This is a genomic window from Pseudomonas sichuanensis (genome assembly GCF_003231305.1).
Classification (GTDB): domain Bacteria; phylum Pseudomonadota; class Gammaproteobacteria; order Pseudomonadales; family Pseudomonadaceae; genus Aquipseudomonas; species Aquipseudomonas sichuanensis.
This window is the reverse complement of the sequence record NZ_QKVM01000048.1, coordinates 1-19,975: the sequence shown is the minus strand read 5'-3', so window position 1 is coordinate 19,975 and position 19,975 is coordinate 1. Positions and strand designations below refer to the sequence as shown.

Below are 19,975 nucleotides of genomic sequence, written 5' to 3'. Positions count from 1 at the left end.
GAGAGTGGACTATCCAAAGAGCTTGCCCAACGCCGGGCTTGTCAATGGCAAATTTGTAGATGAGGACCCGGCTGCAGGTACGCCGGGATCGTTGATTCCGGCTGATTGGGCGAACGCCCTGATGGCCGAATTGCTTGGCGTGATCCAGGCGGCCGGCATGGTGCCTGATGAGGCCGACCGTGCACAGCTGCTGCGCGCTATCCAAACCATGGCGTCGTCGGACTACAAGAAGTCGGTGCGCTGCGCCACCACCGGGCCTATCGGTTTGAGTGGGCTGCAGACCGTCGACGGTGTAGCGCTGGTCGCCGGTGATCGGGTGCTGGTCAAGGATCAGGCGGCCGCCTCGCAGAACTGGATTTACACCGTGTCTGCCAACGCCTGGGTGCGTGCGCAGGACGCCAACGAAAGCGCCGAGTGCACGCCGGGTCACCTGGTGTCGGTGCAGGCCGGCACGGTCAACAGCTTGACCGTGTGGCAGCTGACCAACACCGAGCCCCCCACGCTCGGCGCCACGGCGCTGACGTTCCGTGTGCTGCTGGGCAAGAAGTCGACCACGCTGGCCGACTACGGCATCACCGATGGCGTCTCAACAAGCGACCATGCGAGTAAGGTCGAAGCCGAGGAAGGCACCGTCTCGAACAAGTGGCTGAGCCCGCTGCGTGTATTCCAGGCGCTCCGCTCGGCGGCGGCCAACGCAACGGAGGTGTTGCGCGGTGTGCTTCGGATCGGCACGCAGGCCGAGGTCGACGCGGGCGAACTGGACACCGTAGCGGTTACGCCGAAGAAGATGCGCTGGGGCTTCGCGGTTAGCCTGGCCGCCAACGGCTACATCATTTTCCCTACCTGGATGGGCGGGCTGATTGTGCAGTGGGCGACCACAAGCCACACGGGAGAGAACATCGCGCTGTCTTTGCCGGTCGCCTTCCCGTCGGCCTGTGTTTTCGCTTGCGTGAACATGCAGACCGACAACGGCGCGGCTGTTGTCATGGTCAGAACCAAGACGAACCTCAGCGGTAGCGCGCTCATCAGTGCGACAAATGCGACGGGCACCAACACATACAACTGGTTGGCCATCGGCTACTAAGGATCTGTATGCAACGATTTTACAGCAGGGCCACCGGCTGCACCTACCTGGAAGGCATTCACGACAGTATGCCGGCGGATGCCGTGCAGATTACCGAGGAGCGCTACATGGCGGTGATTGCCAATCCGCCCTTGGGCAAACTACGCGAACATGACGCCGCCGGCCTGCCCGTGCTGATCGATCCGCCGCCGCCCTCACCGGCGGACCAGGCCGAAGACGAGCGCCGCTGGCGGGACAGCACGCTGAGCCCGCTGGTCTGGTTGCGTGATCGCCACCGCGATCAGCTGGAGATCGGCGCGGCCACCACCCTGACGCCTGGGCAGTTCACCGAGTTGCTGGAGTACATGCAGCAGCTGCGCGACTGGCCCCAGTCTGAAGCCTTCCCCGACCGCGCGCAGCGCCCCGTGGCACCGCCCTGGATCGCAGAACAAACCCAATGAAGCCCCGCACTGTCGGGGCTTTTTCTTGCCTGGAGAGAGCATGACACCACTTACCGAGCAGCAATTGCTGCAGATTCTTCCCAAAGCCCGCCCAGTAGCGGGCATTTTTTTGCCTGCGCTGAACCGCGCCGCACTGCGCTGGAAGATCGACAGTCGCGTGCGCATGGCCGCATTCCTGGCCCAGGTTGGCCACGAGTCTGGCCAACTGCGCAGCCTAGTCGAGAACCTGAACTACAGCGCCGAGGCCTTGGTACGCACTTGGCCAAACCGGTTCACCCCAAAGAACGCCGGCACCTACGCCCGCCAGCCCGAGAAAATCGCCAACGAGGTATACGGCGGCCGGATGGGCAACGGCGCGGACACCTCGGGCGATGGATGGCGATTCAAGGGGCGCGGCCTGATCCAGCTTACCGGCCGCTCGAACTACCGCGCCGCCGCCGCCGGCCTGGGCCTGCCGCTGGAAGATCAGCCTGAACTGCTCGAGCAGCCCGAGCATGCCGCCCAGTCCGCCGCCTGGTGGTGGGCGAAGCATGGCCTGAACGAGCTGGCCGACGCCGGCCGCATCCAGGACATCGGCAGTGTGATCAATACCGGCCAGTCGGGCCGGGTGCCGCATGGCGCAGCAGAGCGTAAGGCGCTGTATGACCTGGCGCTGAAGGTGCTGGCGTGAACGGCTGGGGCATGCGCGTCATCGCGCTGCTTCTGGTGGTGGCGTCCTACTGGGGCGCCTACGAGCATGGCCGGTCTGTTGAGCGTGCAGAGGCTGAGCAGGCATCAGCCAAGCGCGACAGCGGCGATCGCCTGGCCGAGCTGCTGGGCGAGCGTGACGCCCGGAAAGAAGAGAATCGCCGCGAGGCGGTCATGGAAGAGGTGAGGGCGCATGCGCAGGAACAACGAACGATTGCTGATGCTGGTGCTGCCAGCGCTGATGCTGCTGGCCAGCGGCTGCGCGGTGACGCCGCCCAGTTCGCCGCCGCCGTCAGTTGCCCCGCCACGGATTCCGGCGCTATCGCCAGAGGCCAGGCAGCCACCCGCGCCGCCATGGTGCTCTCCGACCTGCTCGAGCGGGCTGTCGATACGAATCGAGAGCTGGCGGCAGCATATGACCGCGCCCGAATAGCGGGGCTGACCTGCGAGGGGTCCTATACTGCCCTGGTCGAATGACTGGAGCTGAGCCGTGAAGCGCAGCCTAGAAAAAGTGATCATGCCGGACTCCCCGCAAATGCAGCAGGCAGTCGAGGCCATGAGGCTTTACCACGAAGCGAGGGATCTTGGCGCTCCGCCTGAAGAGGTTGAGCGCCTGAGGATCCTGGCTGAGTCGCTGTTCCAGGCCATTATCGACTACCAGCTGCAAGTGCTCGGCGGACCTGGTTACACCAGCCACTGACCGGGTGCCGCCGATCGGGCGTTGCCTGTGATGAGGTCGCTCTATACGATACTGTGTTTTTATACAGTATCGGTGCCCTATGTACTTCAACCTCGTTCGTCGACGGGAGCGCGGTATTGCTATCCCGGCCGACCAGCTGCGCAAGGCCCAGTCATTCAGGGCTGACATTCAGATCGGCGAGCATCACAGCCCAGTGCTTGGCCGGGTCACCACCCAGGCCACGGTGTTCAATCACACGCCAGGCCCGGACGTTATCCCGCCGCTGCTCGATGCAAAAGTGACTGGCATGGCCACGCTCGGGATGAACATCACCGGCGTGGAGGAGATCGACGGCGTTCTGTACGCGCAGTCCTGGTGGTGCCGTGTTGAATAAGCGCACAGCCATTCAGCTCCCAGCGGCCTGGCTGGATGAGCTCAACGATCAGTCCGCCCTGGTCACGGATCCTGACGGGCGCGCCGCTGTGCTGTGCGAGATGGCCTATGCCGCCCATCGCCGCTGCGAGATCGACAGCGGTGAGCTTTCCGAGATGCTGGAGTTTGCCGAGGCTGCTCGTGAGTGGGCGCTGCTCGAGCATGAGGAGGCCTTTCACATCGGGCTGTTTCAGTATGAATCTGCTGCTGAGTGGGAGAGGGACGAGCCAGGACGGATCGTCGTCGGCGGAGCGCCGGAGAGGGGGTGAAATCGGTTCCAAAACTGAAACGGCGACCCTTGCAGTATGCGGCCTGTAGCCGTGCCGTTTCGTCTTTGTTTTGGAATCGATTTTGGCGTTGACGCCTTGCAATTGCTGGGCTTATGGTACGGTCTTGAAAACCGTCGATGGGCAACTATCCTAAAGTTCGAATTTCTACGCTTCCGCCACATTCAAAGCCCTGATTATTCAGGGCTTTTTGCGTTTCTGGGGCATGGTCATCCCCGCCGCTTCCCCCATCAGGCACCCTGCCCGAACGTCGCATTCAAGAACCACAACTCCAGCACCGCAACCAGCACGCAGAACGCCACGAAGCCTCGGGTGAACACCCGGCGTGGCTTGTCGAAACTTGGCCAGTTGAGCAGTGCATTGCAGAGGTTGCCGATGGCTTCGAAAATGCTGCCAATCGCGCTTAGTAGACTATCGAGTGCGTCGTGCACGTGTCGGATCTTCCTGGTGCCTGAGGGTGAGTGGCATTCTGCTCGAGCCCTAGGTTACCACCCTCCAGGCCAAACGCTCGCCCAACCCCTGTGTTCACTGCAACGTCGGTGACCTGAAGGGCGAGGCCATGTCAGCCAGCGTAAGTTCGATATGCGCGATCAACCCGGCGAGGTGATCTGCCTTTTCCAGTTGGCCGTCTGCCTTCAACCGCACCAGTTCCTGGCGCAGGTTCAGCAGATGTTTCTGCAGGGAGAGGGCGGAGGTGTGGTACTGATCCATGTCGATCTCATATGAAGGGCCTCCTTGCCGTTGTTAGAGCCAACGAAGGTATCAGCTCATTCCGCGTGCCAATACTGATCATTCATACACGCTTCCTGAGTTGGCGGTAATTCGACTACAGAACATTCAGATTGGTCCTACGAATAGAGCAGGGCTTGATTTTTGGGTGTTCTCCAACGGACGCGCCAGAAGCCTTGGCATGGTTGGGCTTAAGCCATACACACAGCGTCGATAATGGACCAGGCGCCGTAGGACGTCTTCGAATGAGTCGAAACGATATGTTGCAATTGCCTTGCGCGCGAAGTTGCCGGCCCCGGCGATCCCGCATTGGCGGTTTCTGCTAGCATCGACGCTTTTCACCGCCAGGGAGAGGCATGTGAAGTACGTCGTCATAGAGCACCACCGCAGTGAATACCCCACCCCCATCACCTTCGCCGGCGGCACGTTGCTGGACATCGGTCAGCGCTACGAGGGCGAGGAACCTTGGCAGGACTGGTACCTGTGCAGTTGCAGCGGGCAGGTGCCGGGCTGGGTACCGGCGCAGGTGATCGAGCGGATCGGCGTCGACCGGGGCAGGGCAGTGGAGGCTTATTGCGCCCATGAACTGGACATCGATCCGGGCCAGCAGGTCGAAGGCCTGCGGCCACTGAACGGCTGGCTGTGGTGTCGCAACTTGCGCAACGGCGAACTGGGCTGGCTGCCGCAGCAGAAACTGCGCTTGCTGGGCTGCTGAAAGTTCATCTGATCTGCTTTTTTTCCACGAACCTGAATCTGTAACCGTATCAGCGTCGAGCCGACAATACCTTCCAGGCCCGGCGCTTGCGAACCGGCAAACACCGGGCCGGTTGTGCTGCTCTGCACCCGCATCGGCCGGCCCCGCTGTTCCGTCATCACACTGTAGAGGTTCCGATGGGCAAGCTTGCTCTGTTCCTGGGTGGTTTTCTGCTGCTGACTATCATGATCGGTTTGCTGGGTACCATTCCGCCAGGTTGAAAACCCGCGCTTCATCCCTCAGCCCGTCTGGCATCAAGGCGGGCTCGATTTTCTCCCTCCGGCCCTTGGCCATTTGCCGAAGTCGTCTAGACAGGCGGTAGCTGCAAGTCATTCTCAAGTGCAAGGTGCTCGTGTAGTCTCCCGCCCCCGTAAAAAGGGCCCGGGAACACGGGCCGATCACTTGCCTTGGAGACAATACGCACTATGGAATGCAAGAAAGACACTGCAGCGTTGCTGGAGTGGCGCAGTCGCTATCTCGCAGAGGGCATCCTGCATGAGGAGGACTACGATCAGGCGCTGCGCAGTGCCGAAGCGTTGGAGCATTCTGGAGTGATCAGTGCAAGTGAATGGATCGAACTGGTCAGGTTGGCCAATACGGCATTGCTGAAGCTCAGATAATTCCTGCAAGCGTTGCCGAAACTGTCCACAAAAAACGTGGGTAGGTCTGTGGATAAAGTTCTCTGGGCCTAGTGGTCCGTGGCTTCTGTCAAATTGAGCAGAAAGTGAACAGCGTTTTCACCCTCTGTTTTTGTGTTCACGGACGCGCGGCGCGCAGGGCCTGCAGCAGCTCGCGTACCCGGGTCGGCACGTCGCCTGCCGGGTACAGCGCATGCATCTGCGGGTCCTGGCCGCTGCTGGATGTCAGGTGGTAATCGGCGCAGACCCGCACCAGGCGCCCGGCGCGCACCTCGGGTTCGGCCAGCCAGTCGGCCAGCCGGGCGATGCCGGCGCCGGCCAGGGTGCTTTGCAGCACTGCGACACCTGAGCCCAGGCGCAACCGTGGTTGTGGCCGCAGGCTGGTGATGTGCCCCTCGCGGCAGAAGTGCCAGGCCTTGAGGATGCGTGGCGCGGTGTGCAGGATCAGTGCGTGCTGCTCCAGATCCTCCAGCCCCTGGGGTGTGCCCTCGCGAACCAGGTACTGCGGGCTGGCATACAGGTGTCGGCGGTAACTCCACAGCGGGTAGCCGATCAGCTCGCTGGACTGGGGGAATGCGCCCCGGATGACGAAATCGAGCTTGCCCAGCAGCGGGTCGAGCGCCTGGTCGCTGAACTGCACATCGAGGGTCACCTGCGGATGACGCCTGGAGAACTCGGCCAGTACCTGCGGCAGTACCTGCTGGGCCAGAACCTCGGGTGCGGCCAGGCGGATCCAGCCTTGCGCGCTGCCCGCCAGCGCGGCCAGTTCGTCGGCGGCATCGCGTTGCACATCCAGCAAGCGCTCGGCATGGGGCAGCAGGCGTTCGCCGGCTTCGGTGAGGGTCACGGTGCTGGCGCTGCGGTTGAACAACTTGGCTCCGCTGTTATCTTCCAGTGCCTGCACCGCGCGGGTAACGGCGCTGGGCGAGCGGCCCAGGGCGCGGGCCGCGCTGACGAAGCTGCGCTTGTGCGCAACGCTGACGAATGCTTGGATCTCACGCAGCATGTCCAGGGCCATGGGCTGTTCCTCGTTGCAGTTTTCGCAACGTGGCATTTCAACACAAGCGCGGCGCTTTGATTAGTCTGGCGGCCTGCTTATTGCCGCCTGGACTGCCGACATGATGGATATCGCCCTGCTTTCGCTGTTTGCCTTCGCCGCTGGCCTGATCGACGCCGCCGTGGGTGGCGGCGGGCTGATCCAGATCCCGGCCCTGTTCAACGTGTTGCCCACTGCGCAGCCAGCCGCGCTGCTGGGGACCAACAAACTGGCGTCGGTCTGTGGCACCAGCTTTGCCGCGCGTTCGTTCATCCGCAAGGTGCAACTGGACTGGGGGCTGATCGTGCCGGCGGCGCTGAGCGCCTTCGTCATGTCGTTCTGCGGCGCGGCCACCGTGTCGCTGGTGCCGGCCAGCGTGATGCGGCCGATGGTGCTGGCGATGATCGTGCTGATGGCCGTGTACACCTTCTGCAAGAAGGACTTCGGTACCTTGCACAAGCCCACCGTCATTGGCCGCAAGGAGCAATGCCTGGCGGTGTTGATCGGTGGCGCCATCGGTTTCTACGACGGCCTGTTCGGGCCGGGTACCGGCAGTTTCCTGATCTTCCTGTTCATTCGCTTCTTCGCCCTCGACTTCCTGCATGCCTCTGCCTCGGCGAAGCTGGTGAACATTGCCACCAACCTGGCGGCCCTGGTGTTCTTCATCCCTTCGGGCAATGTGCTGTGGGCGATTGCCCTGCCGATGGCGCTGTTCAACATCCTCGGCGCGTTGACGGGTACCTGGCTGGCGGTGCGCAAGGGGGCGGGGTTCGTGCGCGGGTTGTTCCTGATTCTGCTCTGTGTGCTGATCGCCAAACTGAGCTGGGACCTGTTCACCGGCTGAGTCAGACCACGATCTGGCGCTGGGCCTCGGCCAGCTCGATACGGTTGCGGCCGTGGGCCTTGGCGCGGTACAGCGCCTGGTCGGCCCTGGCCAGCAGCACATCGAGGCTGGGCGCGGCAACGTCACTGGTGCAGCCGGCGATACCGATACTGACCGTGATCTGCAGGCGCTGCCCGGCCTGGGCGAACTGCAGGTCCTGAACGGCCCGGCGCAGGCGTTCGGCAGTGAACCTGGCCAACTCCGGCGCGAGCCCCAGGACGACAATGGCGAACTCCTCGCCACCCAGGCGGGCGAACAGTTCGCCGTCGTGCAACTGGTCCTGCAGGGTGTCGGCAAACTGGCGCAGTACCAGGTCACCCACCGCGTGGCCGTGGCGGTCATTGATGGTCTTGAAATGATCGATGTCGAGCATCATCAGGGTCAACGGCAGGGCCGGAGCCTGCTGCTGACGGCTGTCGAGCAGGCCATTGGCGCGGCGGGTGAAGGCGCTGCGGGTGAGGGTACCGGTGAGGTGGTCGATGGTGGCCTGGTGCGCCAGGCGCGCCATCAGGCTGCGGTTGGCATTGCTCACGCAAGCCACCACCAGCGGGCCGAGCACCAGCATGGCGATGCCCAGGCGTGCCGACATCAAGGTGGTCACGCCAGGCTCGCTCTGCGGCACGCTGAAGTGCATGAGGTTCTGCGCCACGGCAACGATCAAGGTGCTGCCGGCAGTGAGGGTCAGCAACGAAACGAGAAAGGGCGAGTAGCTCAAGGCGCACCACAGCAGCGCGGCGATCGGGAAGGCAATCGCCCCCGGCCCGCCGAAAAAGATGCTCAAGGCCAGCGAGGCCAGCATCACCAGCAGCGGGGCCAGGGAGATCGGCTGGCTGGAGCTGCGGGTGAAGGCGCGGGGCGAGGGTGCGGTGAGCAGGACCGGCAGGACCAGCACGCTGGTGGAGAACTGCTCGCTGAACCAGGCCAGCCAGGTGGCGCGCAATGACTGTTCGAACCACGGCGCGGCCATGACGCAGGCCAGGCTGGCGGCCACCATGCCTCCGACAGCGCAGGCGCCGAACAGGCACAGGGTGCCGTGGGGGGTGCGCAGGCGCCTGTGAACCCGTGGCAAACGGGCCATCAGGTACCAGATGCTGAGGATGGCGCCAAGGTTGCACAGGTTGAACCACAGGGCCGGTTGCCAGGCGGAGCCGGTGGCCAGGTCGGCAGCGACCATCCCCAGGTAGATCAGGCCGAAGCCGGCCGCCGTGGCCTGGCGCGGGTTGCGCAGCAATACGCCGGCAAGCACGGCGTTGACCGGCCAGAACAACGACAGGGATTCGATCGGCCTGGCCAGGATGCCCGTAAGTGTCAGGGCGAGCGTCAAGCCGAACAGGATGGCCAAAGGCAGTAGGCGCGACGGAACTGGAGACACCATAAGCTCGACCGGCAAGCGAAGACGGAATCCAGGAAAACGGCCGTAGGCACCTGGGGCAAAGTCGCGTCAGTTTGTTTCAAGTCGCCAATTGATGTCAATTCGCCGGGAATTTCCTGAATACTGCGTCAGATTACAAGCCAAAAACCCACGGCACCATCAGCACGGTCACCAGCATCACCAGCAAGGTGAACGGCACTCCGACCTTGACGAAGTCGGCAAAGCGATACTGCCCGGGGCCCAGCACCAGGGTGTTGACGGGTGACGACACCGGGGTCATGAACGCAGCCGATGCCGCGAGCGCGACCGTCATGGCGAACGGGTAGGGCGACATGCCCAACTGTTGCGCGGTGCTGATGGCCACCGGCGCCATCAACACGGCAGTGGCGGTGTTGGAGATGAACAGGCCGATGACTGCGGTGACGGCGAACAGGCAGGCGAGGATCGCGCTTGGCCCGGCATCGCCGAGCAGGCTCACCAGGGCGCCCACCGCCAGGTCGATGCCGCCGGTCTTCTGCAGCGCCAGGGCGAACGGCAGCATGCCGACGATCAGCACCAGGCTCTGCCAGTGAATGGCGCGATAGGCGCTGTTCATGTCGATGCAGCGCCCCGCGCCCATCAGCAGGCAGCCGATCAGCGCGGCGAGCACGTTGGGCACCAGGCCACTGACCATCAACCCGACCATCACCGCCAGGCTCAGCAAGGCATAAGGCGCCCGGGCGCTTGCGGGTGCCACCTGGTCGATCTCGGCCGGCAGGCTCAGCACCAGGAAGTCGCGGGGCTTGGCCTGCAGCTGGCGCACCGCTTTCCACGGGCCGACTACCAGCAAGGTGTCGCCCAGGCGCAGCTTTTCTTCGACCAGTTGCTCCTCGATGGCCAGCTGGTCGCGCCGCAGCCCCACCACGTTGAGGTCGTAGCGGGTACGGAACGCAAGTTCGAGGATGCTCTTGCCGATCAGTTGCGAGCCTGGCGGCAGCGACACTTCCGCCATCCCCAGCTCCTGGGACTGGTCGATGAAGTAGGCCGCCTTGAAGTGCAGCGGCTCCAGTTGCATGGTCTGGCACAGGCTGCGCAGGTCGTCGCGGTTGGCGAACAGGTCGAGCAGCAGGATATCCCCCTGCTGCAGCACGGTGCCCGAGTCGGCGGCGATCACCCGGGTGGTGAACTTGTGCTGGCGTTCGATGCCGACCACGTTGGCGCCATGCCGGGTGCGCAGTTCCAGTTCGCCCAGGGTATGGCCGATCAGCGGCGAGTGCGGGCGGATGCGCAGGCGGCGTTCGCGACCGTTGAGTTTGTAGTCCAGCACCAGGTCGAGCAGGGTGCGGCGGGTTTCCACTCGACCATCCTTTCGCACTTCGCCATTGAGCCAGTGGCGGGTCAGCAGCATGTAGCCAATGCCCAGTACCAGCACCACCAGGCCGAACGGGGTGAAACTGAAAAAGCCGAAGCCGCTTTGGCCGTGGCGCATCAGCTCGCTGTGCACGACCACGTTGGGTGGCGTGGCCACCAGGCTGAGCATGCCGCTGATCAGCCCGGCGAAGCTCAGCGGCATCATCAGCCGGCTGGGGGGGAGTTTCAGGCGCGCGGCAATGCTCAGCACCACGGGGATGAAGATCGCCACCACCCCGGTGGAACTCATCACCGAGCCCAGGCCGGCCACCGCCACCATCAGCAGCACCAGCAGGCGCGCCTCGCTGTTGCCGGCGCGCTCGCTCATCCATTCGCCGATGCGGTAGGCGATGCCGGTGCGTACCAGGCCTTCGCCGATCACGAACAGTGCAGCGATCAGTACCACGTTGGGGTCACTGAAACCGGCCAGGGCCTGGTCCACGGTAAGGATGCCGGTGAGCGGCAGGATGAGGATCACCAGCAACGCAACCACGTCCATGCGTGGGCGGTTGATGATGAACAGCACGACGACGACGGCCAGCAGGCCGAGGACCCAGAGCAACTCTTGGTTCATGGGGAGGGGGTGTTCCTTCACACAAGGGCGCGAAAAGCGATGGCCCTAGTGTGGCAGCTTGACGCGAATGCGTCGTTGACGTGCTGCAATGTTTTGCCGGGCGAAACGATCGCGGGCGGTGCGGCCATGTAACAAGCCTGCACCGCCCGCGAGGGTGTCAGCGTCGATCAGTGACGGTGCTTGTGTTTGCGGTTGCTGTCACCCATGTGGTTGCCGATGGCGCCACCGGCCGCACCGCCCAGGCCCGCGCCGATGGTCGAACCATTGGAGCCGCCGAGCTTGCCGCCGATCAGCGAGCCGCCGGCCGAACCCAGGCCGCCACCAATGGCTGCTTCGGTGCGGTTGCCCTTGCGTGCACCGACGGCGCTGCCGGCCGCGCCGCCCAGGCCTGCGCCGATGGCGGCGCCGGTGCTGCCGCCGATCTGTTTACCGACCACGTTACCCAAGGCGCCGCCCAGGCCACCGCCGATGGCCGCGGTACCGTCACCGGCGAAAGCACCCTGGCAGAGCAGCAGGCCGAGGGCGAGGGAAGGCAGAGTCAGACGCATGTTGTGAACCTCAGAGGAATCATCGGGGTGGGGTGCCGCCTTGCGGGCGGCGAATCAAGGTTGGGAAGACGCTTCAGCGCTGGTAGCGGTCACGGTACTGGCGATCGTCGTCGTCATCGCGATCATGGCGGTGGTGATGGCGGTGGCCGCGATCACCGTCGCGCCAGCCATCATCATCGTCGTGGTAGTGGTGGCTGTAGCAGCCGCCAAGCAACAGCACGGCGGTGATCAGCGAAAGGCTTGCGAGGCGAGTCTTCAAGATATAGGTCCTTGATCGGTAAAGGTTTACCGGGTACTCGCTGAGACCTTGGTCGATCGATTTGGTTTCTTTACCCCGCAAAATATTGGTGCCCTGGCGATAAGCGGCATCCAGGCCAGGGCGGGTGGGCGAAACGTCGTGCACATGGCTGGCACTGAATCAGGTCGGGACAGACGCCGAACCCTGGTTTGCCGTGCTAGAGTCGCGTTCTTTTTTGTCCCGAGGATGGAACATGCGAGCGATTCTGCCGATGACTGTGGCGCTGCTGCTGGTGGGCTGTGCGTCGTCGACCATGGAGACAGCGCGTACCGGCGCGCCGACCGCACGCCTGGACTCGCACAAGACCCCGGATGTGGTCGCCCAGTGCATCCAGTTCAGCTGGCAGGAAGAGAAGACCTTTGGCGTGGATGCCAGCGGCTACCTTGAAGCGCGCAAGGCGGGCGGTTTCACCGTGTATACCCGCGAGGCGGAATCGTTCGTCGATGTCTACGCCCAGGCCGGCGGCACGCGGGTGGATTACTACGCCCAGCACAACGACGGCATGGCCCTGCAGCGCCGGGCGGCAGCGGCGACCTGCCTGTAGGCTGCGCTTAGCGCAGCCGCGCCTCCAGCCCGGCAATATGCGCCTGCAAACGCTCGTGCTCTTCGCGCTCGGCACCGATGTCCTCGAACACGCTGATCAGGTGCTCCGGCTGGCCATCGGCATGCCGTTGCAGCGAAGTGCGCGCGCGCACCCAGATAAAGCGGCCATCCTTGTGCCGCACGCGTTTTTCCACTTCATAGCGCTCGATTTCGCCGGCCAGCATGCGTCCTAGTAGCACGAGGTTGTCCGGCAGGTCGTCGGGGTGGGTCAGTTGCTGGAAGGTCATGGCATACAGCTCGCCCTCGCTGTAGCCCAGCAATTCGCAGAGGCCGCCATTGACCCGTCGCCAGGTGCCGTCCGGGTCGATATAGGCCAATGCCCCCCAGGCCAGTTCGAAGATCGCGCGAAAGCGTTCCTCGCTCTGGCGCAGGTGTTCCTCGGCGACCTTGCGTTCGGTGTTGTCCATGCTGATGCCGACCATCTTCACCGGGCGCCCGACGCTGTCCTGCAATACCGTTGCGCGCGAGGCGATCCAGCGCTGGCTGCCATCGGGGCGTGTGATGCGAAAATCGCACTCGCAGCCAGTGCCTTGCGCGACTGCCTGGGCGTACATGCCCTGCATGTGGCGGGCGTCCTCGGCGTGGATATGTGCCCAGAAATCCTCGTTGCGCCGTACCCGCCAGCCATACACCGCCTCGACGTTGGGCGAGTAGGTGACCTCGTCGCTGACCAGGTTCCACTCCCAGGTGACGATGCGCGCGCCTTCCTGGGCCAGCTTCATGCGCATTTCGCTCTCCATGATCTCGGCGGTGTAGCGCCGGCGCACGTCGGTCATCGGCAGCTCGACCACTTCGGCCTGCTGCACGCTGTGCAGGGCTTCCTCGCCGTAACGCAGCCAGATCCAGTTGACCTTGAGGAAGTCCGCCAGCTTGCGCAGGTTGTCGTAGTCGATCTCGCCGCCGCGCGTCCATTTGTGCACCGCCGTGCGCGATATCCCCAGGGCCGTGCCAACCGCTTGCAGGGTCAGCTTGTGGTGTTCGAGCAGTTCCTTGAGGCGAAAGGCGAAGCTGTTTTCCGTCATGGGTGCTGGATCCTTGGGCGGGGGCCGAAGGCCGCAGTATACCTGAGCTGTCAACCTCAGGTTGACGGGTATTGCCGCGCCGGCGCAGGGGCGGTTAACGTGGCATCTGACTCCATCAGGACAGGGATGTACCGCATGAGCCGATCACTGGAACTCAATCGCGCCAGTTGGGATGAGCGCGCGCCGCTGCACGCGGCCTCGAAGGATTATGAAGTCGAGACATTCGTTCGCGATCCCGGGCACCTTTCCGAGGTCGTGCGTTTCGACCTGCCACGGCTGGGCGACCTTCGCGGCTTGCGCGCGGTGCACCTGCAATGTCACATCGGTACCGATACCCTGTCGCTGGCTCGGCTTGGCGCCCAGGCCTGGGGCCTGGATTTCTCGGCGGCGTCGCTGGCGCAGGCGCGCAGCCTGGCCGGGCGCTGTGGCGCGAGCATCGAGTATGTGCAGGCGGACGTTTATCGTGCCGAGCAGGTGCTGCCGGCAGGCAGCTTCGATCTGATCTACACCGGCATCGGCGCCTTGTGCTGGTTGCCCGACATCGAGCGCTGGGCGCGCACGGTGGCGGCCTTGCTCAAGCCGGGCGGGCGCCTGTTCCTGCGCGATGGCCATCCGATGCTGATGGCAGTCAACGAGGACCATCAGGACCGGTTGCAACTGGACTACCCGTATTTCGAGCGTGAAGCGCCCACCGTGTGGCACAGCGACCAGACCTACGTGGACACCGACCAGGCACTGGTGCAGACCGAGACCCACGAGTGGAACCACGGGCTGGGCGAGGTGATCAGCGCACTGTTGGGCAATGGCCTGCGGCTGACTGCCCTTGAGGAGCACCGGAGCATCCCCTGGGAGGCGTTGCCGGGGCAGATGGAAAAGGGCGCCGACGGTGAGTGGCGCCTGATCGAAGCCCCCTGGCGCCTGCCGCTGAGCTACACGCTGCAGGCGCTCAAGGGCTGAGCCTCAGGACAGGTAACCGCCATCGACATTGAGTGCGGTGCCGGTGGTGTAGCTGGACGCGCTGCTTGCCAGGTACAGCACGGCGCCGGCCATTTCGCTTGGGTCGGCCACGCGCTTGAGCGGGATTTGTTGCAGGGCGGCGTTGAGAATGCTGTCGTTCTTCACCAGCGCCGAGGCGAACTTGGTGTCGGTCAGGCCCGGCAGCAGGGCGTTGCAGCGGATACCGAAGGGGGCGCACTCCTTGGCGAACACCTTGGTCATGTTGATCACCGCCGCCTTGGTCACCGAGTAGATGCCCTGGAACAGGCCGGGCGACACGCCGTTGATCGAGGCCACGTTGATGATGCTGCCGCCGCCGTGTTCGCGCATCAGCTTGCCGGCCTCCACCGACATGAAGAAGTAGCCGCGGATGTTCACATCGACGGTTTTCTGGAACGCGCCCAGATCGGTGTCCAGCACATTGCAGAACTGCGGGTTGGTGGCGGCGTTGTTGACCAGGATATCGAGGCGGCCGAACTGTTCGCGGATCCCGGCGAACACCTGCTGGATCTGCTCCATCTCGCCAATGTGGCAGGCCACCGCAGTGGCCTTGCCGCCGGCGGCGATGATCGCCTCGGCCACCTGCTGGCAGCCGTCGAGCTTGCGGCTGGAGACGATCACATGGGCGCCCTGCTGGGCCAGCAGGTGGGCGATGGCTTCACCGATGCCGCGGCTGGCGCCGGAGACGAAGGCGATCTTGCCGTCGAGGTCGAACAGCTGGGTCTTGGACATGCTTGTATTCCTTGTTGTCTGTCGCTGCCGGGTTTTACAGGCGGGATTTGTCGATCAGTTGCAGGCTCATTTGCTCCAGCAGGCGGTTCATGTGGATGAACTGGGCGAAGCGTTTGTCCTGGGTCTGGCCGTGGAAGAAGCGGTAGTAGATCTGCTGCACGATGCCGGCCAGGCGGAACAGGCCATAGCAGTAATAGAAATCGAAGTTGTCGAGCGTGATACCGGCGCGCTCGGCGTAGTAGTCGACGAACTGTTGGCGGGTCAGCATGCCCGGTGCGTTGCTGGGCTGGCGGCGCATCAGTTGCACCGGTGCCGGGTCGCTGGCCTCGATCCAGTAGGCCAGGCTGTTGCCCAGGTCCATGAGCGGGTCGCCGATGGTGGCCATCTCCCAGTCCAGCACGCCGATGATGCGCATGGGGTTGTTGCTGTCGAGGATGACGTTGTCGAAGCGGTAATCGTTGTGCACGATGCCCGGGCGCGGGTGGTCGGCCGGAATTTTTTCGCGCAACCAGGCAATGACCTGCTCCCAGCGCGGCGCGTCGGGCGTCAGGGCCTTTTCATAGCGGCTGGCCCAGCCTTCGATCTGGCGCTGTACATAGCCTTCCGGCTTGCCCAGGTCGGCCAGCCCGCAGGCGTTGTAGTCCACTTGGTGCAATTCGACCAAACGGTCGATGAAGCTCTTGCACAGGGCTTCGGTGCGGGCAGGGTCAAGGTTCAGTCCGGCCGGGATGTCCGAGCGCAGGATGATGCCGTTGACCCGCTCCATCACATAGAACTCGCCGCCGATCAGCGATTCATCGGTGCAGTGCACGTAGGCTTTGGGGCAGTAGGGGAAGCCTTCGTTGAGCCGGTTGAGGATGCGGAACTCGCGGCCCATGTCATGGGCCGATTTGGCCTTGTGCCCGAACGGCGGGCGGCGTAGCACGAACTCCCGCTGCGGGTAGGCCAGCAGGTAGGTGAGGTTGGAGGCGCCACCGGGGAACTGGCTGATGGTCGGCACGCCTTCAAGGCCGGGAATGTGATCCTTCAGATAGGGATCGATGACGGCGGCATCGAGTTCTTCGCCGGGGCGGACCTGGGTGGACTGATCGGTGATCGTCATGCGATTTCCTTATGATCTGTAGCAAGGATTATTGGCTAATCTAATTTCCCATGGCTGTTGGTACAAGCGTGCCAGACGCTTATTGGTCGGGGTGTTGCCGGTCGATCAATGGCCTTGATGCTGGGCAGGCAAAAAAAAACCGAAGCGCAGGACGCTTCGGTTTTTTCATTCGCGGTTCGCGCTGCCGATCAGGCCGGGAACAGCTCGCTGAGCTTCATCGACAGCATCATGTCGCCTTCGACGCGCAGCTTGCCGCCCATGAAGGCCTGCATGCCATCGGTCTCACCGCTGACGATACCCTTGAGGGTCTCGCTGTCCAGCACCAGGGTGCAGTTGGCGTCGGCGTTCTCGCCTTCCTGGATCTCGCAGGTGCCATCCTTGACGAGCAGCGCGTAGTGCTTGTCTTCGTCGGTGATGTTGAAGCCGAACACCAGGTCCAGGCCGGCGGCAGCGGCGGGGTTGAATTTCGCTTTCATCGCCTCGACGGCTTTTGCTACATCGCTCATGGTGTTTTCCTTATTAAGTGATATTCAAGTCCGCAGGGACAAAACAGGCCGGGTTCATCGGTAGGTGATGAGCTCCGGCGCCCTCAGCAGCTGCACGTGGGCTTGGCTGTTGAAGGAGGCCAGTACCACGTCACGGCCACGGAACTTCAGGTGGCTGAGCGACGTGTTGATGATCTGCCAGTTCAGGGCGAATGCCTGCGCCGGCGTGATTGCGCAAATCAGGTGGAGCAGGGCGGCGATGGTGCCACCCGAGGTGAACAGGGCGATGTTTTCACCACTGGCAGCGCTGTCGAGCAGCCGCTGCAGACCGCCACCCACTCGGCCAGTGAAGGCCTGCCAGGTTTCCAGGTCGTCGTCGTGGGCATGCTCACCCGCGTGCCAGCGCTGTACCATCAAGGCGAACAGGCGCTGGAACTCGCTGCGGTTCTGCGCACCGTTGCGCAGCACGTGCAGCGCTTCGGGTTCATCGGCCAGCAGGCTGGGGAGCAGGGCGCGGATCACCCCGTCGGCATCGAATTCGTTGAAGGCCGGGTCGGTTTCGATGGCAGGGGGCTGGCTGCCGCTGGCGTGCAAGGCTTGCAGTGCCAGGCGGGCGGTATCCTGTTGGCGGCGCAGGCTGCCAGCGACGCAACGGTCCAGGCGCAGCCCGAGTTGGGCGAGGTGCTCGCCCAGCGCCAGGCTCTGACGCTCGCCTACGGCCGACAGGACGTCGTAGTCGGCGGCACCGAAAGAGGCTTGGCCATGTCGGATCAGGTAGAGGTTGCCCACGAAGTTGTCCGGCCCGGTTGGAGGTTGCAGCGAGGTTAGGATGCCCTGCCAAGGCTGTCAACGAAAAAACATACAAGCGTTTGAAAAGGTCGTTTGAACTGTGTTGCCGGCGTTGTCGACGGCTGGCAGCAGCCCAGGCAGCCCGGTATGCTGCAAGCATTTCGTGCCTGTCTGGCGCTGGTCTATCAAGGAGTCAACGTGGAGTTTCTTGCCGAATACGCAAGCTTTCTCGCCAAAACCGCAACGCTGGTGATCGCCATCCTGATGGTGTTGTCGGCCATCGCCGGTCTGCGCGGCAAGGGGCGGCGCAAGCCGGGTGGGCAATTGCAGGTCACCCGCCTCAACGAATTCTATAAAGAGCTGCGTGAGCGCCTGGAGTCGGGTCTGCTCGACAAAGGCGAGCTCAAGGCGCTGCGCAAGCAGCAGGCGAAGGACGAGAAGCAACAGAAGAAGAAAAAGCCCGAGCAGAAACGCCGGGTGTTCGTCCTCGACTTTGATGGCGACATCAAGGCCTCGGCCACCGAAAGCCTGCGCAACGAGATTACTGCGCTGCTGACCTTGGCCACACCACGTGACGAAGTGGTGCTGCGTCTGGAAAGCGGCGGCGGCCTGGTGCACAGCTACGGCCTGGCAGCTTCGCAGCTGGCGCGCATTCGTGAAGCCGGCATTCCCCTGACCATCTGCATCGACAAGGTCGCCGCCAGCGGCGGCTACATGATGGCCTGCATCGGCGAGAAGATCGTCAGCGCACCGTTCGCCGTGCTCGGTTCGATCGGCGTGGTGGCGCAACTGCCCAATGTGAACCGCTTGCTGAAGAAGCACGATATTGATTTCGAGGTGCTCACGGCTGGCGAATACAAGCGCACCCTGACGGTGTTTGGCGAGAACACCGAAAAGGGCCGGGAGAAGTTCCAGGAAGACCTCGACATCACCCATCAGTTGTTCAAGGACTTCGTTGCCCGCTACCGTCCGCAGTTGCACATCGATGAGGTGGCGACCGGCGAAGTCTGGCTGGGCATAGCGGCCCTCAACCGCCATCTGGTCGATGAGCTTGGCACCAGTGACGAGTACCTGAGCCGCAGCGCCCGCGAGGCCAATGTATTCCACTTGCGTTTTGCCGAGCGCAAGAGCCTGCAGGAGCGTATTGGCGTGGCTGCCAGTGGCGCGGTGGAGAACACCCTGGTAGGGCTGTGGAGCAAACTTGGGCGCCTTCGCTAACACCTTGAACCTCTTGAAGATTTTTTTCTTGAAGGGGGTTGCAAGGTCAATCGATTGCCGACATAATGGCCTCCATCGAAACGCAGCTGAACTTGAAAAAGCCCAGCGGTTTCAAGGAGATAGCGAAAGCTGACTCCGACTTTGAGGCCGAGTAGCAAAGTGGTTATGCTCCGGATTGCAAATCCGTCTACGCCGGTTCGATTCCGACCTCGGCCTCCACCATTCGAAAGCCCCGCAATCATTGAGGTTGCGGGGCTTTTTTCATGCCTGCGGATTGCCCCAGGGGTCCCCATTTGGGACAAATCTGGGACACCGAAGGAAATTGCGCGTCCCACAAGCCCTCGGCAGAATCCGCAGCATGGCTACTTTCGAACAGCGCCCAGGCGGCGCATGGCGGGCGAAGATCCGCCGCAAGGGATACCCAGCTCTATCAGCAACCTTCGACACCAAGGCCGAGGCCCAGCGCTGGGCGTCCGAGATCGAGGGCGACATGTCGCGAGCGCGGTTCGTCGACATGCGCGAGGCCGAGCGAACGACGCTGGCTGAAGCACTGGATCGGTATGCCCGTGAGATCAGCTCAATGAAGAAGGGCGCCAAGCAGGAGCTGACCAGGATCAACAAGTGGAAGAAGCACGCTTTCGCTGGCAAGAGCCTGGCCGCTTTGAAGTCCAGTGACTTTGCGCTGTACAGGGATGATGCGCTCAAGGAGGGGAAGTCCACGGCCACGGTCCGGCTGGACCTGGCGATCATCAGCCACCTGTATACGGTGGCGATCAAGGACTGGGGTATTGAGGGGCTGAGCAACCCGGTGATGAAGCTGAGGATGCCGAAGGGGGCAAAGGAGAGGGACCGCCGGCCGATGAGCATCGAGCTCAACGGGGTGTTGAAGGCGGCAGGGGAGATCCATGCGGAAATGCCGGCCATCATCGAACTGGCGATCGAGACTGCCATGCGGCGCAGCGAGCTGCTTGGCCTTCGCCGTGAGAGCGTGAAGGCCAAGCATGTGTTGCTGGAGGACACGAAGAACGGCAGCCGTCGGCTTGTGCCGCTGTCCTCCAAGGCCAGGGCGTTGCTGGACGGCTTGCCGGTTCGGCTGGATGGGAAAATCTTCTCGTTGTCCCCGCACTCGGTGAGCCAGTACTTCCACCGGGCTTGCAAAGCGGCCCTGGTCCGTGACCTGCACTTCCATGACCTGCGT

Annotated in this window: 26 protein-coding genes, 1 tRNA gene and 1 pseudogene; 16 read left to right on the top strand and 12 right to left on the bottom strand. The window is 63.3% G+C overall.

The window, feature by feature from the left end; all coding sequences use genetic code 11:
- Positions 1-4: 4 nt before the first annotated feature.
- The 8 genes and pseudogenes from DM373_RS29515 to DM373_RS21885 all read left to right on the top strand — a co-directional run.
- Positions 5-568: pseudogene (locus DM373_RS29515) on the top strand (phage tail protein); the annotation flags it as partial.
- Between the two features lie 219 nt (positions 569-787).
- Positions 788-1,084, top strand: coding sequence for a gp53-like domain-containing protein (locus DM373_RS29785; RefSeq protein WP_425272605.1), 297 nt, complete (start codon positions 788-790; stop codon positions 1,082-1,084).
- An 8-nt stretch (positions 1,085-1,092) separates the two neighbouring features.
- On the top strand, positions 1,093-1,524 hold the full coding sequence (locus DM373_RS21910; protein WP_110995566.1) for a phage tail assembly chaperone: 432 nt from the start codon (positions 1,093-1,095) through the stop codon (positions 1,522-1,524).
- 40 nt (positions 1,525-1,564) lie between these two features.
- Positions 1,565-2,194 (top strand): glycoside hydrolase family 19 protein, encoded by a 630-nt coding sequence (locus tag DM373_RS21905; protein WP_110995565.1) that lies wholly within the window; start codon positions 1,565-1,567, stop codon positions 2,192-2,194.
- Positions 2,191-2,688, top strand: coding sequence for a DUF2514 domain-containing protein (locus tag DM373_RS21900; protein WP_425272604.1), 498 nt, complete (start codon positions 2,191-2,193; stop codon positions 2,686-2,688). The genes DM373_RS21905 and DM373_RS21900 overlap by 4 nt, the downstream gene beginning before the upstream one ends.
- A 13-nt stretch (positions 2,689-2,701) precedes the next feature.
- Positions 2,702-2,911 carry a hypothetical protein gene (locus DM373_RS21895; protein ID WP_425272603.1) on the top strand — a complete coding sequence of 70 codons (210 nt, stop codon included), beginning with the start codon at positions 2,702-2,704 and terminating at the stop codon, positions 2,909-2,911.
- Between the two features lie 79 nt (positions 2,912-2,990).
- Positions 2,991-3,284 (top strand): hypothetical protein, encoded by a 294-nt coding sequence (locus tag DM373_RS21890; protein ID WP_110995564.1) that lies wholly within the window; start codon positions 2,991-2,993, stop codon positions 3,282-3,284.
- Positions 3,277-3,591, top strand: coding sequence for a hypothetical protein (locus tag DM373_RS21885; protein WP_244215111.1), 315 nt, complete (start codon positions 3,277-3,279; stop codon positions 3,589-3,591). The genes DM373_RS21890 and DM373_RS21885 overlap by 8 nt, the downstream gene beginning before the upstream one ends.
- A 248-nt stretch (positions 3,592-3,839) precedes the next feature.
- Here the strand turns inward: DM373_RS21885 and DM373_RS21880 are convergent, their stop codons facing one another.
- Together DM373_RS21880 and DM373_RS21875 are read right to left on the bottom strand one after the other, a co-directional pair.
- On the bottom strand, positions 3,840-4,040 hold the full coding sequence (locus tag DM373_RS21880; protein WP_110995563.1) for a hypothetical protein: 201 nt from the start codon (positions 4,038-4,040) through the stop codon (positions 3,840-3,842).
- Positions 4,041-4,134: 94 nt separating this feature from the next.
- The gene (locus DM373_RS21875; RefSeq protein WP_110995562.1) at positions 4,135-4,320 is read right to left on the bottom strand and encodes a hypothetical protein; all 186 of its coding nucleotides are present in this window, start codon (positions 4,318-4,320) and stop codon (positions 4,135-4,137) included.
- Positions 4,321-4,696: 376 nt separating this feature from the next.
- Between DM373_RS21875 and DM373_RS21870 the strand changes: the two genes are divergently transcribed.
- Both DM373_RS21870 and DM373_RS21865 read left to right on the top strand, forming a co-directional pair.
- Positions 4,697-5,053, top strand: a complete 357-nt coding sequence (locus DM373_RS21870) for an SH3 domain-containing protein (RefSeq protein WP_110995561.1) — start codon at positions 4,697-4,699, stop codon at positions 5,051-5,053.
- A 464-nt stretch (positions 5,054-5,517) separates the two neighbouring features.
- Positions 5,518-5,712, top strand: a complete 195-nt coding sequence (locus tag DM373_RS21865) for a hypothetical protein (protein WP_110995560.1) — start codon at positions 5,518-5,520, stop codon at positions 5,710-5,712.
- A 136-nt stretch (positions 5,713-5,848) separates the two neighbouring features.
- Here DM373_RS21865 and DM373_RS21860 read toward each other — a convergent pair whose 3' ends face one another.
- On the bottom strand, positions 5,849-6,748 hold the full coding sequence (locus DM373_RS21860) for a LysR family transcriptional regulator (protein WP_110995559.1): 900 nt from the start codon (positions 6,746-6,748) through the stop codon (positions 5,849-5,851).
- A 100-nt stretch (positions 6,749-6,848) separates the two neighbouring features.
- On the opposite strand from DM373_RS21860, the gene DM373_RS21855 reads away from it, so the two are divergent.
- Positions 6,849-7,610 carry a sulfite exporter TauE/SafE family protein gene (locus DM373_RS21855; RefSeq protein ID WP_110995558.1) on the top strand — a complete coding sequence of 254 codons (762 nt, stop codon included), beginning with the start codon at positions 6,849-6,851 and terminating at the stop codon, positions 7,608-7,610.
- Position 7,611: 1 nt separating this feature from the next.
- On the opposite strand, the gene DM373_RS21850 is transcribed toward DM373_RS21855, so the two are convergent.
- From DM373_RS21850 to DM373_RS21835, 4 genes are all read right to left on the bottom strand, one after another.
- Positions 7,612-9,039, bottom strand: coding sequence for a GGDEF domain-containing protein (locus DM373_RS21850; protein ID WP_110995557.1), 1,428 nt, complete (start codon positions 9,037-9,039; stop codon positions 7,612-7,614).
- A 115-nt stretch (positions 9,040-9,154) separates the two neighbouring features.
- The gene (locus DM373_RS21845; protein ID WP_110995556.1) at positions 9,155-10,984 is read right to left on the bottom strand and encodes an SLC13 family permease; all 1,830 of its coding nucleotides are present in this window, start codon (positions 10,982-10,984) and stop codon (positions 9,155-9,157) included.
- A gap of 167 nt (positions 10,985-11,151) precedes the next feature.
- The gene (locus tag DM373_RS21840) at positions 11,152-11,532 is read right to left on the bottom strand and encodes a glycine zipper domain-containing protein (protein ID WP_110995555.1); all 381 of its coding nucleotides are present in this window, start codon (positions 11,530-11,532) and stop codon (positions 11,152-11,154) included.
- 73 nt (positions 11,533-11,605) lie between these two features.
- Positions 11,606-11,791 carry a hypothetical protein gene (locus DM373_RS21835; RefSeq protein ID WP_110995554.1) on the bottom strand — a complete coding sequence of 62 codons (186 nt, stop codon included), beginning with the start codon at positions 11,789-11,791 and terminating at the stop codon, positions 11,606-11,608.
- 232 nt (positions 11,792-12,023) lie between these two features.
- Between DM373_RS21835 and DM373_RS21830 the strand changes: the two genes are divergently transcribed.
- Positions 12,024-12,374, top strand: coding sequence for a hypothetical protein (locus DM373_RS21830; protein ID WP_110995553.1), 351 nt, complete (start codon positions 12,024-12,026; stop codon positions 12,372-12,374).
- Positions 12,375-12,381: 7 nt separating this feature from the next.
- Here the strand turns inward: DM373_RS21830 and DM373_RS21825 are convergent, their stop codons facing one another.
- Positions 12,382-13,455, bottom strand: coding sequence for a helix-turn-helix domain-containing protein (locus DM373_RS21825; RefSeq protein WP_110995552.1), 1,074 nt, complete (start codon positions 13,453-13,455; stop codon positions 12,382-12,384).
- Between the two features lie 135 nt (positions 13,456-13,590).
- On the opposite strand from DM373_RS21825, the gene DM373_RS21820 reads away from it, so the two are divergent.
- Entirely contained in the window at positions 13,591-14,412 is an 822-nt protein-coding gene (locus DM373_RS21820) for a class I SAM-dependent methyltransferase (RefSeq protein ID WP_110995614.1), read from the top strand.
- 3 nt (positions 14,413-14,415) lie between these two features.
- Here DM373_RS21820 and DM373_RS21815 read toward each other — a convergent pair whose 3' ends face one another.
- The 4 genes from DM373_RS21815 to DM373_RS21800 all read right to left on the bottom strand — a co-directional run bounded on the left by DM373_RS21815 (position 14,416) and on the right by DM373_RS21800 (position 17,559).
- A complete protein-coding gene (locus DM373_RS21815) occupies positions 14,416-15,183 on the bottom strand; it encodes an SDR family oxidoreductase (RefSeq protein WP_110995551.1) in 768 nt (255 codons plus the stop codon).
- 34 nt (positions 15,184-15,217) lie between these two features.
- Positions 15,218-16,285: a phosphotransferase family protein gene (locus DM373_RS21810; RefSeq protein ID WP_110995550.1), complete on the bottom strand. Its 1,068-nt coding sequence runs from the start codon at positions 16,283-16,285 to the stop codon at positions 15,218-15,220.
- 188 nt (positions 16,286-16,473) lie between these two features.
- Entirely contained in the window at positions 16,474-16,791 is a 318-nt protein-coding gene (locus DM373_RS21805) for an SCP2 sterol-binding domain-containing protein (RefSeq protein ID WP_110995549.1), read from the bottom strand.
- A 54-nt stretch (positions 16,792-16,845) separates the two neighbouring features.
- Complete coding sequence (locus DM373_RS21800; protein WP_110995548.1) at positions 16,846-17,559, bottom strand: histidine phosphatase family protein; 714 nt, start codon at positions 17,557-17,559, stop codon at positions 16,846-16,848.
- 198 nt (positions 17,560-17,757) lie between these two features.
- Between DM373_RS21800 and sohB the strand changes: the two genes are divergently transcribed.
- The 3 genes from sohB to DM373_RS21785 form a co-directional block, all read left to right on the top strand.
- Positions 17,758-18,777 (top strand): protease SohB, encoded by a 1,020-nt coding sequence (gene sohB / locus DM373_RS21795; protein ID WP_110995613.1) that lies wholly within the window; start codon positions 17,758-17,760, stop codon positions 18,775-18,777.
- Positions 18,778-18,922: 145 nt separating this feature from the next.
- Positions 18,923-18,996, top strand: a tRNA-Cys gene (locus tag DM373_RS21790).
- Positions 18,997-19,135: 139 nt separating this feature from the next.
- Positions 19,136-19,975 (top strand): tyrosine-type recombinase/integrase (locus DM373_RS21785; protein WP_110995547.1); only part of this gene is annotated, 840 nt, incomplete at its 3' end.

Bases quoted from the DNA above. Each gene is read 5' to 3' on its own strand.
- DM373_RS29785 (WP_425272605.1), top strand. From the start codon at position 788: ATGCGCTGGGGCTTCGCGGTTAGCCTGGCCGCCAACGGCTACATCATT.
- DM373_RS21910 (WP_110995566.1), top strand. From the start codon at position 1,093: ATGCAACGATTTTACAGCAGGGCCACCGGCTGCACCTACCTGGAAGGC.
- DM373_RS21905 (WP_110995565.1), top strand. From the start codon at position 1,565: ATGACACCACTTACCGAGCAGCAATTGCTGCAGATTCTTCCCAAAGCC.
- DM373_RS21890 (WP_110995564.1), top strand. From the start codon at position 2,991: ATGTACTTCAACCTCGTTCGTCGACGGGAGCGCGGTATTGCTATCCCG.
- DM373_RS21875 (WP_110995562.1), bottom strand. From the start codon at position 4,320: ATGGATCAGTACCACACCTCCGCCCTCTCCCTGCAGAAACATCTGCTG.
- DM373_RS21865 (WP_110995560.1), top strand. From the start codon at position 5,518: ATGGAATGCAAGAAAGACACTGCAGCGTTGCTGGAGTGGCGCAGTCGC.
- DM373_RS21860 (WP_110995559.1), bottom strand. From the start codon at position 6,748: ATGGCCCTGGACATGCTGCGTGAGATCCAAGCATTCGTCAGCGTTGCG.
- DM373_RS21855 (WP_110995558.1), top strand. From the start codon at position 6,849: ATGATGGATATCGCCCTGCTTTCGCTGTTTGCCTTCGCCGCTGGCCTG.
- DM373_RS21845 (WP_110995556.1), bottom strand. From the start codon at position 10,984: ATGAACCAAGAGTTGCTCTGGGTCCTCGGCCTGCTGGCCGTCGTCGTC.
- DM373_RS21840 (WP_110995555.1), bottom strand. From the start codon at position 11,532: ATGCGTCTGACTCTGCCTTCCCTCGCCCTCGGCCTGCTGCTCTGCCAG.
- DM373_RS21830 (WP_110995553.1), top strand. From the start codon at position 12,024: ATGCGAGCGATTCTGCCGATGACTGTGGCGCTGCTGCTGGTGGGCTGT.
- DM373_RS21825 (WP_110995552.1), bottom strand. From the start codon at position 13,455: ATGACGGAAAACAGCTTCGCCTTTCGCCTCAAGGAACTGCTCGAACAC.
- DM373_RS21820 (WP_110995614.1), top strand. From the start codon at position 13,591: ATGAGCCGATCACTGGAACTCAATCGCGCCAGTTGGGATGAGCGCGCG.
- DM373_RS21815 (WP_110995551.1), bottom strand. From the start codon at position 15,183: ATGTCCAAGACCCAGCTGTTCGACCTCGACGGCAAGATCGCCTTCGTC.
- DM373_RS21810 (WP_110995550.1), bottom strand. From the start codon at position 16,285: ATGACGATCACCGATCAGTCCACCCAGGTCCGCCCCGGCGAAGAACTC.
- DM373_RS21805 (WP_110995549.1), bottom strand. From the start codon at position 16,791: ATGAGCGATGTAGCAAAAGCCGTCGAGGCGATGAAAGCGAAATTCAAC.